Annotated in this window: 13 protein-coding genes and 6 tRNA genes; 13 read left to right on the top strand and 6 right to left on the bottom strand. The window is 52.8% G+C overall.

Annotated features, from left to right (window positions below):
• Nucleotides 1–68: 68 nt before the first annotated feature.
• The 3 genes from mtr to FVB43_RS13280 all read right to left on the bottom strand — a co-directional run bounded on the left by mtr (nt 69) and on the right by FVB43_RS13280 (nt 3,168).
• On the bottom strand, nt 69–1,316 hold the full coding sequence (gene mtr / locus FVB43_RS13290; RefSeq protein WP_133845552.1) for a tryptophan permease: 1,248 nt from the start codon (nt 1,314–1,316) through the stop codon (nt 69–71).
• 116 nt (nt 1,317–1,432) lie between these two features.
• On the bottom strand, nt 1,433–1,822 hold the full coding sequence (locus FVB43_RS13285; protein WP_159337435.1) for a hypothetical protein: 390 nt from the start codon (nt 1,820–1,822) through the stop codon (nt 1,433–1,435).
• On the bottom strand, nt 1,810–3,168 hold the full coding sequence (locus tag FVB43_RS13280; protein WP_159337436.1) for an MFS transporter: 1,359 nt from the start codon (nt 3,166–3,168) through the stop codon (nt 1,810–1,812). The genes FVB43_RS13285 and FVB43_RS13280 overlap by 13 nt, the downstream gene beginning before the upstream one ends.
• Before the next feature lie 92 nt (nt 3,169–3,260).
• Here FVB43_RS13280 and FVB43_RS13275 point away from each other — a divergent pair, with 92 nt between their 5' ends.
• On the top strand, nt 3,261–4,139 hold the full coding sequence (locus FVB43_RS13275; protein WP_133845558.1) for a LysR family transcriptional regulator: 879 nt from the start codon (nt 3,261–3,263) through the stop codon (nt 4,137–4,139).
• A 53-nt stretch (nt 4,140–4,192) separates the two neighbouring features.
• On the opposite strand, the gene glnS is transcribed toward FVB43_RS13275, so the two are convergent.
• Complete coding sequence (gene glnS / locus FVB43_RS13270) at nt 4,193–5,860, bottom strand: glutamine--tRNA ligase (protein ID WP_133845560.1); 1,668 nt, start codon at nt 5,858–5,860, stop codon at nt 4,193–4,195.
• A 157-nt stretch (nt 5,861–6,017) separates the two neighbouring features.
• A complete protein-coding gene (nagE, locus tag FVB43_RS13265) occupies nt 6,018–7,964 on the bottom strand; it encodes a PTS N-acetyl glucosamine transporter subunit IIABC (protein ID WP_133845774.1) in 1,947 nt (648 codons plus the stop codon).
• 335 nt (nt 7,965–8,299) lie between these two features.
• Between nagE and nagB the strand changes: the two genes are divergently transcribed.
• The 11 genes from nagB (at nt 8,300) to FVB43_RS13210 (ending at nt 15,111) form a co-directional block, all read left to right on the top strand.
• Nucleotides 8,300–9,100, top strand: a complete 801-nt coding sequence (nagB, locus tag FVB43_RS13260; RefSeq protein ID WP_133845562.1) for a glucosamine-6-phosphate deaminase — start codon at nt 8,300–8,302, stop codon at nt 9,098–9,100.
• 99 nt (nt 9,101–9,199) lie between these two features.
• Nucleotides 9,200–10,348 carry an N-acetylglucosamine-6-phosphate deacetylase gene (gene nagA / locus FVB43_RS13255; RefSeq protein ID WP_133845564.1) on the top strand — a complete coding sequence of 383 codons (1,149 nt, stop codon included), beginning with the start codon at nt 9,200–9,202 and terminating at the stop codon, nt 10,346–10,348.
• 7 nt (nt 10,349–10,355) lie between these two features.
• Nucleotides 10,356–11,576: a DNA-binding transcriptional regulator NagC gene (nagC, locus tag FVB43_RS13250; protein ID WP_133845566.1), complete on the top strand. Its 1,221-nt coding sequence runs from the start codon at nt 10,356–10,358 to the stop codon at nt 11,574–11,576.
• Nucleotides 11,577–11,598: 22 nt separating this feature from the next.
• Entirely contained in the window at nt 11,599–12,351 is a 753-nt protein-coding gene (locus tag FVB43_RS13245; protein WP_133845775.1) for an HAD-IIA family hydrolase, read from the top strand.
• Nucleotides 12,352–12,613: 262 nt separating this feature from the next.
• The gene (asnB, locus tag FVB43_RS13240; protein WP_133845568.1) at nt 12,614–14,278 is read left to right on the top strand and encodes an asparagine synthase B; all 1,665 of its coding nucleotides are present in this window, start codon (nt 12,614–12,616) and stop codon (nt 14,276–14,278) included.
• Nucleotides 14,279–14,498: 220 nt separating this feature from the next.
• Nucleotides 14,499–14,575 (top strand) — tRNA-Met (locus FVB43_RS13235).
• Between the two features lie 10 nt (nt 14,576–14,585).
• Nucleotides 14,586–14,670, top strand: a tRNA-Leu gene (locus tag FVB43_RS13230).
• A 24-nt stretch (nt 14,671–14,694) separates the two neighbouring features.
• Nucleotides 14,695–14,769: transfer RNA gene (locus tag FVB43_RS13225), tRNA-Gln, on the top strand.
• Between the two features lie 41 nt (nt 14,770–14,810).
• Nucleotides 14,811–14,887: transfer RNA gene (locus FVB43_RS13220), tRNA-Met, on the top strand.
• A 7-nt stretch (nt 14,888–14,894) separates the two neighbouring features.
• Nucleotides 14,895–14,969 (top strand) — tRNA-Gln (locus tag FVB43_RS13215).
• Nucleotides 14,970–15,036: 67 nt separating this feature from the next.
• Nucleotides 15,037–15,111 (top strand) — tRNA-Gln (locus tag FVB43_RS13210).
• A 102-nt stretch (nt 15,112–15,213) separates the two neighbouring features.
• Here the strand turns inward: FVB43_RS13210 and ubiF are convergent.
• Nucleotides 15,214–16,392, bottom strand: a complete 1,179-nt coding sequence (gene ubiF / locus FVB43_RS13205) for a 3-demethoxyubiquinol 3-hydroxylase (RefSeq protein ID WP_167864131.1) — start codon at nt 16,390–16,392, stop codon at nt 15,214–15,216.
• A gap of 185 nt (nt 16,393–16,577) precedes the next feature.
• On the opposite strand from ubiF, the gene miaB reads away from it, so the two are divergent.
• Nucleotides 16,578–18,002 (top strand): tRNA (N6-isopentenyl adenosine(37)-C2)-methylthiotransferase MiaB, encoded by a 1,425-nt coding sequence (miaB, locus tag FVB43_RS13200; protein WP_167864130.1) that lies wholly within the window; start codon nt 16,578–16,580, stop codon nt 18,000–18,002.
• Nucleotides 18,003–18,135 lie beyond the last annotated feature (133 nt).

Below are 18,135 nucleotides of genomic sequence, written 5' to 3'. Positions count from 1 at the left end.
CCGGTTTTTTTATGCCTGCGTTATAGCGATTCCTCCCGACTAAAACGCTGCCAATCTGTCTCAAAAGGTTATCGCGTATAGAGCGGCAGCCAGCCACCATATGAAAGCAACGAGACCACGGCATTCAGTGCACCAAACAGCAGAACCAGCACAATCGGTGCCATCCCCCCTCTGACTCGCCACGTGGCAGTGGCAAAACGTCGACGTGACTGCCAGGCTAGTAGCGCTGGCGTGACAACAGCCCACAACGTCGCGGCCAGCCCGGCATAACCGATTGCCAGCAGAAAACCGTTGGGCCAGATCATCGCGGCAGTTAGCGGCAGAATAAACGTCAGCAGCGTGGTTTTTAATCTTCCGGACGCGGAGTTATCCAGTTTAAAGAGATCGGCAAGGTAATCAAAAAAGCCAAGACTGACACCGAGGAATGAACAGGCAACGGCGAAGTTAGAGAAGATATCCAGTAACAGATTCAGAGAGCGATTGTGCAGTACGCCGGATAACGCCCCCACCAGTACGTCAATATTACCGCCTTGCGCGGCAATCGCTTTAAATTCGCTGCGGGGAATATTGCCCATCGTGCCGATGATCCAGATAAAGTAAATCATCAGAGCCAGCAGCGTGCCGTAAATCAGGCAACGGCTCACGCGGCCTGCATTCTTATGGTAGTAAGTCGTCAACCCGGCAATGTTGCCATGGTAGCCGAAGGAGGCCAGACAAAACGGCACCACTATCCAGAGATATCGCAGATAATCGCGATCGGCTCCCTGGCTGTCGAGCAGAATAGCCGGCTGAACATGCCACAGCAGGCCGCCAAAAATCATCAAAAAGGTGAGGATCTTCGCGCCGAGAAAAATCAGCGTCATCCGGCTGACAACCGCTGTTCCCAGCCAGATAAACAGCGCCACCAGTAGCGTAAAGAGCAGCCCAGCCATACGTGCCGATATTCCGACATTTAATTGATTAAGGCTGTGCTGAATAATCGCGCCACTGGCAGAAATGTACGCATAGGTGAGGATCCCCAGCACAAAGACCACGGACAAACCGTTGATCAGGTTCCAGCCACGCCCAAGTAAATCGCGTGTGACCGTATCAAAACTCGCCCCGATGGGATAATGCAGGCTGGCTTCCAGATACAGTAATCCGGACAGCAGCATACAGAACCAGGTCACGATCAGCAGCGCGGAGGACCAGGCAAACCAGGCACCGGACATCACTACCGGCAGCGAGAACATCCCGGCACCAATAATGGTGCCACTGATAATCAACGCCCCCCAGAGTGTTGACGGCAGACGAACAGCAGAAGCAGGTGTAGCCATGAAATCCCTTAGCGAATGCAATAAATAACATGCCATAAACCGGGATAATCCACTGGCTAAACGGCAAGAATGCCGCATAGTCTACACAGAATCACACTCACGAACTAGTACAGTAATTAACTGACCACCATTGTTTCCTGCAAATAGCGCCAGCGAGGTGGCGTACAACCACAATCAATCACCGCCAGTGAAATACGGTGGGTATGATTATCACCCTGCTGTTGTAGCTCGTGATACTGGATCGCTACTTCCTGGCCAAACTGAGAGATCACTTTGCAGTGTTCAATCGTGATAGCAACACCCTGCCGTTCGCCGACCAGACGAGTGAACAGCGCAGTCACCTCCTCCATCGACAGACTTTTTCCGCTGGGCGCGACCATGATAAAATCGGGTTCAAAATGTCGCAACAGCTCAGGGACAAAGCTCCCATCTCCGTGAAACACTTTCTCAATAAGCTGATGCAGTACAATGATACTTTCACAGGCTTTTTCGGTTAACGCTGACATACAACATCCTTATGACGGGCGTGGCGATAAATCATCCACAAGGGGAACAGGCCGGTAACTGCGGCAACAACAAAGACCTGATGATAAGACTGAGCAGCAGAATAGTGGCGGCTCATCAACGTAAACAGCAGTGTAAACAATGCGGCGCCGAGGCTGAATGAAAGCTGACGATTAATATTCCATATCACACTGGCCCGCGTCATCTGCTCATCGTGAAAATCAGTCAGAGCACTGGTTTGTGCCGTATTGGCACTGATTCCACCGCCAATCCCCATCAGCAGATAAGCCGCATTCAATAGCATCACCTGTTCGGGACTCTGTACCAGCGCCAGCAGCACGATGCCGCCTGCATGTAAGACCAACCCACAGCTGAACAGGGTCAGTGCGCCCAGACAATGGTAAAGACGACCACATACCAGCATCGCCACCAGTGCCCCACCACCGTACAGCAGCATAAATGCTCCACAACGTTCGGCAGAAAAATGCAGGCACTGTTGCAGATAAAAAATGTTGAGCAGGTTCACACCGGTGAAGATGCCCGGCACGGCGTAGTAAATGACCACCGCCAGCTTTAGCCGGGGATTACGCAACAGCTTCAAATCAATCACCGCCTGGGGTTGACGATGGTAATGGCGCAAATAGCCGATAGCCAGGCCCAACGCGGCCAGCAGCCATAACGATGCAGAAATAAGAGACCCCGCCTCCGCAAGCTGCGACAACCCAAGCAGAACGGCAGCCAGTGCCAGGCACACCAGCAGAATGCCACGGATATCAGGCCGGACTGCCACCCGCGTTTCACGCTGCACCCACAGCGCGGCCAGCGCAGCGGCCATCAGGCTGAACGGAATATTGCACCAGAAAATCCAGCGCCATGAGAGGCTGTCGACAATCATGCCGCCCAGCAGCGGCGACAGTGCTGGCGCAATCAATGCCACGCTCATAATCAGGGTCGATATGGTTGCCCGTTCCTTGCCCTTAAACAGATTAAATGTCAGAGCCTGCCCCACCGGGATGAGCAACCCTCCCGCCATACCCTGTACAAAACGCCACATTACCAACGTGATAAACGTATCTGCCAGACCGCAGCCCAGTGCCGCCAGGCTGAACAGCAACATCGAGGCCACCAGCACCCGGCGAGCACCATAACGCCCGGCAAGCCAGCTGCTTATTGGGATAATCACCGTCAAGCCGAGTATATAGCTGTTGGCCACCCAGCCGAGCGAACCGCTGGCTATACGCAGTTCTCCCGCCATCTCCGGCAGCGCAATCGCCGACATAAAAATATTAATACAATCAATAAAGAAGCCGAGCAGGAAAATTACTGCTATGCGGTAGCGATAGCTCATAGTCATACCTCCGGGCGCAGCATAGCGGCGATTGACCACGGAGATCGACTGGCATACAGTGAAAAGATTGTTCGATATAAGTAAACAATCCCATGCATGCTCAACTGGATAAAATTCACACTTTTTTTGCGGTCGTGGAAAGCGGCAGTTTTACCCGCGCCGCCGATAATCTCGGCTTAAGTAAGGCGATGGTCAGCCTGCATATTAAGACACTGGAACAGGTACTCGGCGTCGCCCTGCTGACGCGCAATACCCGTAACCTGGCGCTGACAGAGAGCGGAAGCCAGCTCTACCAGGATTTTAAGGGGATCTTCTGCGATATCGACCTTGCCGTAAGTCGCATCACCGATGACAGCCAGCCGCTATCGGGGGAACTGCGTATCACCTCCACCTGGGAGTATGGCCAGCAGTTCCTGATGCCACCCGTAGCCCGTTTTTGCCAGCGTCACCCCGGGCTCACCCTGAGCTATAACGTCGGTGCCTCGCTTGATGACCTGGTGAGCAACAAACTGGATGTGGCTATCCGCCTCGGCACACTGCGCGACTCCTCGCTAAAGAGTCGCAAATTGGGGGAATACCGTATTGTGCTGGTGGCGTCGCCGCTGCTGATGGCGCGCTATTCGCTGCAACAGCTCAGTGAGGTGGGCACCCTGCCATGGATACACAACAGTAATCTCTCCCATCCCGGCCGCTGGCATTTCCAGCGCGGGCAGGATCGTTGTGAAGTGAAAAGCGAAGCACGTTACAGCGCCAATTCTGCGCAGATTATGCGCCAGATGGCACTGGCCGGAATGGGCGTGGCGGTGCTGCCTGAATGGCTGGTGACAGACGATCTGGCCAGCGGAGAATTACAGCTTCTGTTCAATGACTGGCAGCTACCGGTACAGCCCGTCAGCGCTGTCTTTGCCACCCGCACCGCTCTGCCGCGTAAAACGCGGATGTTTATTGATTATCTGTGTGCCGAATTATAAGTAGCAGACGAAAAAAAGGCCGCATCGGCGGCCTTTTATCAGCAAATAGCGGTTTACTCGCCCACTTTTGCCCAGGTATCACGCAGGCCAACGGTGCGGTTAAACACCAGATTGCTGGCACTGGAATACACGCTATCGGCACAGAAATAACCTTCGCGCTCAAACTGATACGGCGCAGAGGCTTCCGCCTGCTGCATACCCGGCTCAACAAAGCCCTGGCGGATCACTAAAGAATCCGGGTTGATGCTGGCGAGGAAGTCTTCTGCCGCTGCCGGGTTCGGCACGCTGAACAGGCGATCATAAAGACGGAACTCCGCTGGCAGCGCATGAACAGCCGATACCCAGTGGATCACGCCCTTCACTTTACGGCCGTCAGCCGGATCTTTGCTCAGAGTATCCACATCGCAGGTACAGAACAGGCAGGTGATGTTGCCTTCGTCATCTTTCGCCACACGCTCGGCTTTGATCACGTAAGCGTTACGCAGGCGGACTTCTTTGCCCAGCACCAGACGTTTGTACTGCTTGTTCGCTTCTTCTCGGAAATCAGCGCGATCGATATAGATCTCACGGCTGAACGGCACTTCACGTGTTCCCATTTCGGGCTTGTTCGGATGATTCGGCATGCTAATCATCTCGTCATGATGCGCAGGCAGGTTTTCAATCACCACTTTAACCGGATCCATCACCGCCATCGCGCGCGGTGCATTTTCGTTCAGGTCGTCACGAATACAGGATTCCAGCGCAGCCATCTCAACGATATTATCCTGTTTTGTCACGCCGATACGGCGGCAAAACTCACGGATAGACTCAGCGCTGTAACCACGGCGACGCAGACCAGAAACAGTCAGCATGCGAGGATCGTCCCAGCCTTCCACCACATTCTCAGACACCAGCTGGCTCAATTTACGCTTAGACATAATGGCGTATTCGAGATTCAGACGGGAGAACTCATACTGACGCGGGTGAACGGGAATAGTGATGTTATCCAGCACCCAGTCGTACAGACGACGGTTGTCCTGGAACTCCAGCGTACACAGGGAGTGGGTAATGCCTTCCAGCGCATCCGAGATGCAGTGGGTAAAGTCGTACATCGGATAGATGCACCAGGCGTTACCGGTCTGATGATGTTCAGCAAATTTAATACGGTAAATCACCGGATCGCGCAGCACGATAAAGTTGGAAGCCATATCGATTTTAGCGCGCAGGCAGGCGGTGCCTTCGGCAAAGCCACCGGCACGCATTTTGGCAAACAGCGCCAGGTTCTCTTCCACACTGCGATCGCGGTAGGGACTGTTTTTACCCGCTGACGTCAGGCTGCCACGGTATTCACGGATCTGCTCAGGCGACAGTTCGTCAACATAAGCCAGCCCTTTGGTGATCAGTTCAACAGCATAGTTATGCAGCTGTTCAAAATAATCAGATGAGTAGCGTACTTCACCGCTCCACGTGAAACCCAGCCATTGCACATCGCGCTTGATCGACTCAACAAACTCCAGATCTTCTTTCACCGGGTTGGTGTCATCGAAGCGCAGGTTGCACTGCCCCTGATAATCTTGTGCGATGCCAAAGTTCAGGCAGATCGATTTCGCATGACCAATATGCAGATAGCCATTCGGCTCAGGCGGGAAGCGGGTATGCACTGAGCTGTGCTTGCCGTTCGCCAGATCTTCGTCGATGATCTGACGAATAAAGTTAGTTGGGCGGGCTTCAGCCTCACTCATCTCAATTTCCTCAATAGTGCATGGCTTAAATTAGCTATGAAATAACGGAGTATGATCCACAAAGCAGAGAGGGGAAACAACCGTTTGTTGCGGGAATCACATAAAAAAAGGGCGGGAATCGCTTCCCGCCCTGTCACAGTCGCATCAGTCGACGGTGTTAGCCATTAATTTCAACGATTCGGGTCTCACCCGCTACCACGGTTTCACCGGCCAGCAGCGTTAATCCCGCGAAATCATCAATGTTGCTGATCACCACCGGACTGATCATCGAACGGGCATTCGCATTCAGGAAGACAAGGTCCATTTCCAGTACTGGCTGACCCGCCACTACCGTTGAGCCTTCTTCAGCCAGACGCGTAAACCCTTTACCTTCCAGTGCAACCGTATCCAGCCCCATGTGCACTACAATTTCGACGCCGTTTTCGGTTTCAAGACAGAATGCATGGTTAGTATTAAAGATTTTCACCAGCGTACCGGAAGCCGGAGCAACAACGGTGCTACCGGTTGGCAAGATGGCCAGGCCGTCGCCCACGGCTTTGCTGGCGAAGGCTTCATCAGGCACCTGGTCAATGGCAACAACCTTACCGCTAACCGGTGCAACCAGTGTACCGATCACCCCTTTAGCCGCATTGGGTATTGCCTGCGGAGCGGCGACTGGCGCAACAGGTTTCGAGCTCGCCGCTGCGGCAGCAACCGGGCCTTTAGCAATCTGCTTTTTCATCTCTTCGGCGATGGATTCTGCTTTCGCACCCACAATCACCTGAATGGTCTGCTTGTTCAGTTTCACCACCCCGGAAGCCCCCAGGCGTTTACACTGTGCATCATTCACCAGCGATGCATCTTTAACGGACAGACGCAGGCGAGTGATGCAGGCATCAATAACATTAAGGTTATCCGAGCCACCAATCGCACCAATATACTGGCGGGACAGGTCTGCCAAGCCCTCTTCGGTATTGCTGTTCGCTTCATCTTTTACCAGCAGGTCGCCTTCATCTTCGCGGCCTGGCGTTTTCAGATTGAGCATACGGATCACTGCGCTGAACAGAACGAAGTAGACTACAAAGGCCACCAGCCCCATCACCAGCAGCAACCACACATTCTGGCTGGCCGCAGGCAATTTATACATCAATACATAGTCGATGGCGCCCGCAGAGAAAGAGAACCCGGCATGAATGCCCAGCGTTGTCGCCACAAACAGACTGATGCCCGTCAGCAAGGCGTGGATCAGATACAGCATCGGCGCCAGGAACATAAACAGGAATTCCAGCGGCTCGGTCACACCCGTCAGGAATGCGGTCACCGCAACAGAAAGCAGCATACCGCCAACCATTGGACGGCGCGCTTTCGGCGCAGCCAGATACATCGCCAGTGCAGCACCCGGCAGACCAAACATCATGATCGGGAAGAACCCGGACATGAACATCCCCGCCGTGCCGTCACCCGCATAGAAGCGGTTGATATCACCGTGGACCACAGCACCGGCCGCATTGGTGAACTCACCAATCTGGAACCAGGCAATAGTGTTCAGCACCTGATGCAAACCGGTTGGGATCAGCAGACGGTTAACGAAACCGAAGATACCCGCACCGAAAGCCCCCTCAGAGACAATCCACTCACCGCCGGAATGAATTGCCGCCTGAACCGGAGGCCAGACATAACCAAACACCGCCGCCAGCACCAGACAGAAAAAGCCCGTCGCGATAGGTACGAAGCGTTTACCGCCAAAGAAGCTCAGGAAGTCAGGCAGTTTGATGTCAGCCCAGCGGTTGTAGGTCATACCGGCTATCAGGCCCGTAATAATCCCCGCCAGCACACCCATATTGACCGTTGGGTTGATGGTCACCATCGCTTTGGTCAGAATAAAGTAACCCACAGCACCAGCCAGCGCGGCAGCACCGGCGTTGTCTTTAGACCAGGTCGACGCCACACCGATAGCAAAAATCAGTGCGAGGTTGTCAAAAATCGCCCCGCCGCCCTGTGCAATAAACGGCATATTGAGTAAATCAGGCTGGCCGAAGCGCAGCATCAGTGCAGCAACAGGCAGCACGGCTATTGGCAGCTGTAACGACCGCCCTAATCTTTGAAAGAATCCTAAAATATTCACCATTTCCCCCTATGAGACCCGTTAAGGCGGCAAAAACCGTCTGTTTTTTTTCACGGTTTTTTTTGTCAGCCCGACACTACACACCACGAAACGAAGTGTAAAAAAAAATTAATTCGCTTCGCAAATTAAACCGTCATATATGTGATTAAAATCACCTAAAAACGCATTATTCTTAGCATATGGCTGGTCAACAGCACAAACTTATTTTATGATTCGAAAAATCAAAACGGACAAATCCCTCTGTTGCATGATGGTAATCGCGTTACGCTTACCAGAACAACGACAGAGCACCGTTTTAACTTAATACCTAACTCTGCTTATATACGAGGTGCAACATGAGACTGATTCCTCTGGCAACACCAGCCCAGGTCGGAAAATGGGCGGCACGCCATATTGTAAATCGCATCAATGCGTTCAATCCTACCGCCGATCGTCCGTTTGTCCTGGGCTTACCCACTGGAGGCACACCGCTGGAAGCCTATAAACATCTTATTGATATGCACAAAGCGGGCCAGGTCAGCTTCAAGCATGTTGTGACCTTCAATATGGATGAATATGTCGGCCTGCCGAAAGAGCACCCGGAAAGTTACCACAGTTTTATGTTCCGTAACTTTTTTGATCATGTTGATATTTCAAGTGAAAACATCAACCTTCTCAATGGTAATGCACCGGATATTGACGCAGAATGTCGCCAATATGAGGAAAAAATCCGTTCTTACGGCAAAATTCACCTGTTCATGGGTGGCGTAGGAAATGACGGACACATTGCCTTTAACGAACCCGCTTCCTCTCTGGCGTCTCGTACCCGTATTAAAACGCTGACTCACGATACCCGCATCGCCAACTCACGCTTCTTTGGTGGCGACGTCGACCAGGTGCCAAAATATGCCCTGACGGTGGGTGTGGGTACATTACTGGATGCAGAAGAGGTGATGATTCTGGTCACGGGCCATCTGAAAGCTCAGGCGCTGCAAGCCGCAGTTGAAGGCAACGTGAATCATATGTGGACCATCAGCTGTTTGCAGCTGCACGCGAAAGCGGTCGTGGTGTGTGATGAACCGTCCACGATGGAGCTGAAGATGAAAACCGTGAAGTATTTCCGCGAGATGGAAGCTGGAAATATTAAAGATCTGTGATCATCCCTGGTCGCTGTCGTCATTTCAGACCGGTGCCTGCCGGAGGGTTAGCGCCCTGCCGGCAGGACAAGAAATATCAGGAAAGTCAGGAGAACAACTATGTACGCATTAACCCAGGGCCGTATCTACACAGGCCATAAAATCCTCGATCGGCATGCGGTAGTGGTTGCCAATGGCCTGATCGATCGTATCTGCCCGCTGGAGGATCTGCCCGCTGGCATTGAAACTCGTCAGGTTGGCGGTGCGATTATTGCCCCTGGCTTTATTGACCTGCAGCTGAATGGCTGCGGCGGCGTGCAGTTTAACGATGATATTTCAGCGATCAGCGTAGAAACCCTGCAAATCATGCAGAAAGCCAATGAGAAGTCAGGCTGTACCAGCTTTCTGCCTACGCTTATCACCAGCACCGATGAGCTGATGAAACGTGCCGTTGAAGTGATGCGTGCCTGGCTGGCGCAGAACAGCAACCAGGCGCTCGGCCTGCATCTGGAAGGCCCCTGGCTCAATCCGTTGAAAAAAGGCACCCACAATCCAGACCTCATCCGTGCTCCAGATAGCGCGCTGGTCGATTTCCTGTGTGCCAACGCCGATGTCATCAGTAAGATTACCCTCGCGCCAGAAAAAGTAGACGCCGCGGTTGTTCGTCAACTGCGTGATGCCGGGATTATCATCTCTGCGGGCCATTCCCACGGTACTTATGACGAAGCGCTTGCCGGGATTGATGCCGGGGTCTCCTTTGCCACGCATTTATATAACGCTATGCCGACCACCAGCGGTCGTGAACCTGGATTAATCGGTGCGTTGTTTGATTCACCGGATGTCTGGTGCGGTATCATCGCCGACGGTTTACATGTCCATTACGCTAACATTCGTAATGCTAAACGAATCAAAGGCGACAAACTGATCCTCGTTACCGATGCCACGGCACCGGCGGGTGCTTCTATTGATCGGTTCATTTTTGCTGGTAAAACAATATACTATCGCAACGGGCTGTGTGTTGATGAGAACGGCACTCTGAGCGGATCTGCGCTAACTATGATTGAGGCTGTAGCAAACAGCGTCGAACACGTGGGCATTTCCCTTGACGAGGCGCTGCGTATGGCAACACTTTATCCGGCCCGCGCAATGGGGGTAGACACGCATTTAGGGTCAATTGAAGCCGGGAAAGTGGCTAATCTGACGGTGTTCACCCGCGATTACAAAATCACCCGGACTATCGTTAATGGTAACGAGGTCTTAAGCGAGTAGATATTTAATGACCACTGGCGGCCAGGCTCAAATTGGAAATGTTGATCTTGTTAAACAACTTAATGGTGCAGCCGTCTACCGGCTCATCGATCAGCAGGGCCCTATCTCACGAATCCAGATCGCCGAGCACAGTCAGCTCGCCCCCGCCAGTGTCACCAAGATCACGCGTCAGCTCATTGAGCGTGGTCTGATTAAAGAAGTTGACCAACAGGCTTCTACCGGGGGGCGCCGGGCGATTTCTATCATTACGGAAACCCGCGGATTTAATACCATTGGCGTGCGCCTTGGTCGCAACGATGCCACCGTCACCCTGTTTGATTTAAGCGGAAAATCGCTGGCGGAAGAGCACTACCCACTGCCAGAACGCACGCAGGAAACCCTCGAAAACGCGCTGTTTAAGGCCATTGCTGACTTTAGCGAACTGCATCAGCGCAAACTGCGCGAACTGATTGCGATCTCCGTCATTCTGCCAGGTCTGGTCGACCCGAAAAACGGTATTATTCGTTATATGCCACACATCAGCGTCAGCCACTGGCCGCTGGTCGCCAACCTGGAAAAACGATTCAATGTCACCAGTTTTGTCGGCCATGACATCCGTAGTCTGGCCCTGGCAGAGCACTATTTTGGCGCATCGCGCGATTGTGCTGACTCCATTTTGGTGCGTGTTCATCGGGGAACAGGTGCCGGGATTATTGCTAACGGTCAGATTTTCCTCGGCAGCAACGGCAACGTGGGTGAGCTGGGGCACATCCAGGTGGACCCGTTAGGCGAGCGTTGCCACTGCGGCAACTTTGGCTGTCTTGAAACTATCGCTGCCAACAGCGCCATTGAACATCGCGTGCGCCATCTACTCACGCAGGGTTATCCAAGTAGTCTCACCCTTGATGATTGTCAGATTCAACTTATCTGCCGTGCCGCCAATCGCGGAGATGCGCTATCAAGTGAAGTGATTGAACATGTTGGCCGTCACCTCGGCAAAGCAATCGCCATTGCCATTAATCTGTTCAATCCACAAAAAATTGTCATTGCCGGTGAAATTACGGAAGCAGATAAAGTGCTGCTGCCGGCAATTGAAGGCTGCATTAATACTCAGGCACTCAAAGCCTTCCGTAAAAATTTACCCGTTGTACGCTCGGAGATCGACCACCGATCGGCCATTGGTGCTTTTGCACTGGTGAAACGCGCCATGCTCAACGGAATTCTGCTTCAGCGCCTGCTGGAAGGTTAATTGAATGATGGACTCTGAACGCATGACGATAAAGAACGTAATCTGTGATATCGACGGCGTGCTGATGCACGACAATACTGCCGTCCCCGGCGCGCGTGAGTTTTTACAGCGCATCGTCGGCAATAATATGCCGCTGGTGGTGTTAACAAACTACCCTTCCCAAACCGCGATGGACCTGTCTAATCGCTTTGCCTCTGCCGGCATTGAACTGCCGGACAGCGTGTTCTATACCTCTGCAATGGCCACTGCGGACTTCCTGAAGCGTCAGGAAGGAAAAAAAGCCTATGTGGTTGGAGAAGGCGCGTTGATCCATGAGCTGTACAAAGCCGGATTTACGATTACCGATATCAATCCTGATTTCGTTATCGTCGGAGAAACCCGTTCCTTTAACTGGGACATGATGCATAAAGCCGCTTTCTTCGTGGCCAATGGTGCACGATTCATCGCAACTAACCCGGACAGCCGTGGACATGGCTTCTCACCAGCCTGTGGCGCGCTTTGCGCAGGTATCGAAAAAATATCCGGCCGTCAGCCTTTTTACGTCGGTAAACCCAGTCCGTGGATTATGCGTGCAGCACTGAATAAGATTCAGGCGCACTCCGAAGAAACGGTGATCGTAGGTGATAACCTGCGCACCGATATTCTTGCTGGCTTCCAGGCCGGGTTGGAAACCATTCTGGTTCTGTCGGGAGTTTCCAGCCTGAGTGACGTTGACGCGATGCCGTTCCGTCCTACCTGGATCTACCCTTCCGTTGCCGATATCGACATTATCTAGTTTTCTGCCCGGTCCGCCGGGCACCGCCCCCACGCTGTGCACTTCTTGTTCACTTTTCACCATTCATTATCGATTCGTCAATAAAACTCCATTTAATTTGCATATCCACTAAGAATTCACCTTGGTCAACAGGCTATTTTTCACCTAATGACTAAATTACTTGCATCACCTCACTGGTTAGCGCATTTTCTTATACATCACGCGATATCTGTCGCTTTAAACCAATATCATCACCGCAAGGTAAGTCGTTAGGGAGCTGTTTATGTGTTCTATTTTTGGTGTACTCGATCTGAAAAGCGATCCTGTTGAACTGCGCAAGAAAGCCCTGGAGCTTTCACGTCTGATGCGTCACCGTGGCCCGGACTGGTCCGGCGTGTATGCCGATGACAAAGCGATCCTCGTCCATGAGCGTCTGTCGATCGTTGACGTTAACAACGGCGCACAGCCGCTGTACAACGCAGCGCATACCCACGTACTTGCGGTGAACGGTGAAATTTACAACCATCAGGCGCTGCGCGCTGAACTGAGCGATCGCTATGAGTTCCAGACCGAGTCTGACTGTGAAGTGATTCTCGCTCTGTATCAGGAAAAAGGCATCGATTTCCTCGATGACCTGCAAGGCATGTTTGCCTTCATTCTGTATGACAGTGTGAAAAACACCTGGTTAATCGGCCGTGACCATATCGGGATTATCCCGCTGTATATGGGCAACGACGAGCACGGTAACCTGTATGTCGCTTCCGAAATGAAAGCGCTGGTGCCTGTATGCCGCAGCATTAAAGAATTCCCACCGGGAAGCTATCTGTCCAGCACCGATGGCGAGATCCGCCGCTACTGGCAGCGTGACTGGTTTGACTATGCCGCAGTAGAAGAAAACGTCACTGATGCAGCGGCGTTGAAAAACGCACTGGAAGAGTCCGTTAAAAGCCACCTGATGTCAGATGTGCCTTACGGTGTCCTGCTGTCCGGTGGTCTGGATTCTTCGATTATCTCTGCCGTGACCAAACGTTTTGCGGCGAAGCGCGTAGAAGATCAGGATAAAAGCGAAGCCTGGTGGCCACAGCTGCACTCCTTTGCCGTTGGCCTGGAAGGATCGCCGGACCTGACCGCGGCGAAAGCCGTGGCAGAACATCTGGGTACCGTGCACCACGAAATTCATTTCACCGTGCAGGAAGGTCTCGATGCGATTCGCGATGTGATTTACCACATCGAAACCTATGATGTGACCACCATCCGCGCGTCTACGCCGATGTACCTGATGTCACGTAAAATCAAGGCAATGGGCATTAAGATGGTACTGTCCGGTGAAGGTGCTGACGAAGTGTTCGGCGGCTACCTTTACTTCCATAAAGCACCGAACGCCCGTGAATTCCACGAAGAGAACGTGCGTAAATTGCATGCACTGCATATGTTTGACTGTGCTCGCGCTAACAAGGCGATGTCAGCCTGGGGCGTGGAAGCGCGTGTACCGTTCCTGGATAAAAAATTCCTGGATGTGGCAATGCGCATCAACCCACAGGATAAAATGTGTGGCAGCAACGGTAAAATGGAAAAACACATCCTGCGTGAGTGTTTTGAATCTTACCTGCCAGCCAGCGTCGCATGGCGCCAGAAAGAGCAGTTCTCTGATGGTGTGGGCTACAGCTGGATTGATACCCTGAAAGAAGTGGCTGCAGAGCAGATCAGCGACCAGCAGTTGCAAACCGCCCACTTCCGTTTCGCGTACAACACGCCAACGTCTAAAGAAGCGTATTTGTACCGTGAAATCTTTGAAGAGCTGTTCCCGCTGCCAAGCGCAGCAGAATGCGTCCCTGGCGGCCCGTCAGTGGCCTGTTCGTCCGCTAAGGCCATAGAATGGGATGAAGCGTTCAAAAACATGGACGATCCATCAGGTCGCGCCGTAGGTGTGCACCAGTCTGCTTACTAATATGTTCTGATGAATCACCGCTAACGGGCCCTTGTGGCCCGTTTTTATTTAGCCGTTACGTCTGTTAGCATCAGAATTCGTTGATTTTATCGTCATCCTGCTCACAAGGCAGTCAAACAACACGATTGTGACAAAAAACGGGAAAAAACTTGTTGACGCTTTTAGGCCAACTCCGCATAATGCGCCCCGCAACGCCGCAGAAGGTTACGCGAAAAAAGAAGGCTACTTAGCTCAGCTGGTTAGAGCACAGCACTCATAATGCTGGGGTCACAGGTTCGATTCCCGTAGTAGCCACCATCTTTTTTGCGCGGGAGTGGCGAAATTGGTAGACGCACCAGATTTAGGTTCTGGCGCCGCAAGGTGTGCGAGTTCAAGTCTCGCCTCCCGCACCATTTCCATAAGCGGTTTTGCACGGATGGGGTATCGCCAAGCGGTAAGGCACCGGTTTTTGATACCGGCATTCCCTGGTTCGAATCCAGGTACCCCAGCCATTTTTTTAGAAGTATGTTAGTATTGTAAAGCAGTAAAATTAGGCTACTTAGCTCAGCTGGTTAGAGCACAGCACTCATAATGCTGGGGTCACAGGTTCGATTCCCGTAGTAGCCACCAATTTTATTGGGGTGTCGCCAAGTGGTAAGGCTCTGGTTTCTGATACCAGCATTCCGGGGTTCGAATCCCTGCACCCCAGCCATATAAAGACGGCTGGTAGTACGAGTCGCAAAGAAGAAGACGCCTGGTTCGCCAGTCGCATAAAAAATTGGGGTGTCGCCAAGCGGTAAGGCACTGGTTTCTGATACCAGCATTCCGGGGTTCGAATCCCTGCACCCCAGCCATAAAGTATAAAAGCCTGCGCAAGCGGGCTTTTTTACGTCTGTAGTAAATCCAAACTAACGATCATGCAGGGGTTGGCCTTCTGTTTCGGTCAACCCGCAATCTCACAATCCCAGTGCGTACTTCAGCGCCTGCCGTTTTAACACGCCAGAATGCTGCGCCACTATCAGCCCCAGATTACGCACCACTTTAAGCGGCGCAGACTGATTACTGAAGGCGAAATAGAACAGGTCCATACCACTTTGCATCAGCAGATTATCTTTCTGTCGTTTACGCTGATAACGCTGTAATACCGCCGTCGACGCCCAATCCTCTGCCCGCAGACGCGACTCGCTTAATACACTGATTAATGCATCAACATCACGATAGCCCAGATTTACGCCCTGTCCGGCCAGCGGATTAATGGTGTGCGCAGCATCACCCACCAGCGCCAGGCCAGGGAGGACATAACGCGTGGCGTGACGACGAACCAACGGGAATGATCCAGCCGCAAACGGCGTAACCTGGCCGAGACGTGCCGGGAAATGCGCCTGAATCTCTTTTTGCAGCTGTGGCATCGTCATTGCTTGCAGTTGGCGAATACGCGCCGGGCTGTCGTACCACACCAGTGAAGCCCAGCGGTCAAACAGCGGCAGGAAAGCACGTGGCCCCTCCGGGGTAAACTGCTGCCAGGTGGTATCCCCGGCATCCTGCTCACAGCGAACGCTGATTAGCATACAGGACTGAGCATAGTTCCAGCCGTGAATACCAATGCCCGCTAACTGACGTACCTGCGAATTAGCACCATCGGCCCCCACTACCAGCCTGGCGGTGACTGTCTCACCGCTCTCCAACGCCAATTGCCAGCCACCGTTAACTTGCTGTAAATCGCGCAGGCGGGCCGGGCATAACAGCGCCACCTCCTGTTGTTGCAAACGCTGCCACAGCGCACGCTGCAATACGCTGTTTTCAACCATATAACCGAGCTCAGGTAAGCCGAGCGATTCAGCATCGAATCCGACATGCGCGGTCTGCCACTCCCAGGTCTCCAGCTTACGATAAGGGACGCAGCGCATACCGAGTACCGCAGGCCAGACATCCAGCTGCTTCAGCAGTGCGACAGAGGCCGCACCAATGGCCGAAATTCGCATGTCAGGGTGGCTGGCAGCATCAAACGCGGCCGGTGCCGCCTGCTCCAGTACCGCGACCTGAAAACCCTGCTGTGCCAGCCCACTTGCCAGCGCGGCGCCCACCATGCCGCCACCGACGATGGCCACATCTACTTTATGTTTTTTTTCCGTCATTTTTTTTCCTTCTCCGGCCGTATCACGCGTGCTGTGCAGCTACACCTCACCGGCAGAATTCTGTTATCCTGATCGTTCGTAAGTGTACCGGATTTTTCTGTGACATTCAGAACACCGGCCTCACTGGCAGCGAAGCACTACAATACGCGCCCCGCTCTCCTTTCTGCATGACAAATGGCAAGTCGATGACAAAAAAACTGCATATTAAAACCTGGGGCTGTCAGATGAATGAGTATGACTCATCCAAAATGGCAGACCTGTTAAACAGCACTCATGGTTATACCCTGACCGATGCGGCAGAAGATGCCGATGTCCTGCTGCTCAACACCTGTTCGATTCGTGAAAAGGCCCAGGAAAAAGTTTTTGCTTTGCTTGGCCGTTGGAGAAAACTGAAGGAGTCTAATCCCGATGTGATTATCGGCGTCGGCGGCTGTGTGGCATCACAGGAAGGCGATCAACTGCGCCAACGTGCCAGCTGCGTGGATATTGTTTTTGGCCCGCAGACCCTGCATCGTTTGCCGGAGATGATTAATACGGTGCGTGGCACGAAAAGCCCAATCGTTGACGTCAGCTTCCCGGAAATCGAGAAATTTGACCGCATGCCCGAGCCGCGTGCTGACGGGCCGACCGCGTTTGTCTCGATCATGGAAGGCTGCAATAAATACTGCACCTTCTGTGTGGTGCCTTATACGCGCGGTGAGGAAGTCAGCCGCCCTTCGGATGATATTCTGTTCGAGATCGCTCAACTGGCCGCACAGGGCGTGCGTGAGGTGAATCTGCTGGGTCAGAACGTCAATGCGTATCGCGGTGAGACCTTCGACAGCGGTATCTGCTCATTCGCTGAACTACTGCGCCTGGTTGCCGCCATTGATGGTATTGACCGCATTCGCTTTACCACCAGCCACCCTATCGAATTTACCGACGATATCATTGATGTCTACCGCGACACACCAGAGCTGGTGAGCTTCCTGCACCTGCCGGTACAAAGCGGAGCCGACCGCATCCTGACGCTGATGAAGCGTGCCCACACGGCGCTGGAATACAAAGCGATTATTCGCAAGCTGGTTGCTGCACGCCCGGATATTCAAATCAGCTCTGACTTTATCATCGGTTTTCCTGGCGAAACGCAGGCAGACTTCGAGCAGACCATGAAGCTGGTCGGTGAAATCAATTTTGATACCAGCTACAGCTTTATCTATTCAGCCCGTCCGGGAACCCCCGCTGCCGATCTGCCGGATGATGTCTCCGACGACGAGAAAAAACAGCGTCTTTATATTCTGCAGGATCGCCTTAATCAGCAGGTGATGGCCTGGAGTCGCCGTAAGCTTGGCACTGTGCAACGCATTCTGGTCGAAGGCACTTCACGTAAAAATGTGATGGAGCTGTCCGGCCGTACTGCATGTAATCGCGTGGTGAATTTTGAAGGCACGCCAGAACACATTGGCAAATTCGTTGATGTCGATATCGTCGATGTCTATGCCAACTCACTGCGCGGCATTTTTGTCCGCGGTGAAGCTCAAATGGACCTGCGCAGCATCGAGACCCCAGCCTCCGTTATTGCGCGCACGCGCAAAGAGAACGAACTGGGCGTCGGCACCTTCCAGCCTTAATCCCTCAATAATGCGGCGAGCCTTCCGGATTCGCCGTATGATTTCATTGCGTTACACTTGCTTTCTGAAAGACGCGCCCAAATATCCACTCGGACGCTTGCAGCTTTATGTGCTGCCATAAATAATTCATTTA

It is taken from the genome of Erwinia rhapontici (assembly GCF_012271765.1).
Lineage (GTDB): Bacteria > Pseudomonadota > Gammaproteobacteria > Enterobacterales > Enterobacteriaceae > Erwinia > Erwinia rhapontici.
This window is presented reverse-complemented; position numbering and strand designations above follow the sequence as displayed.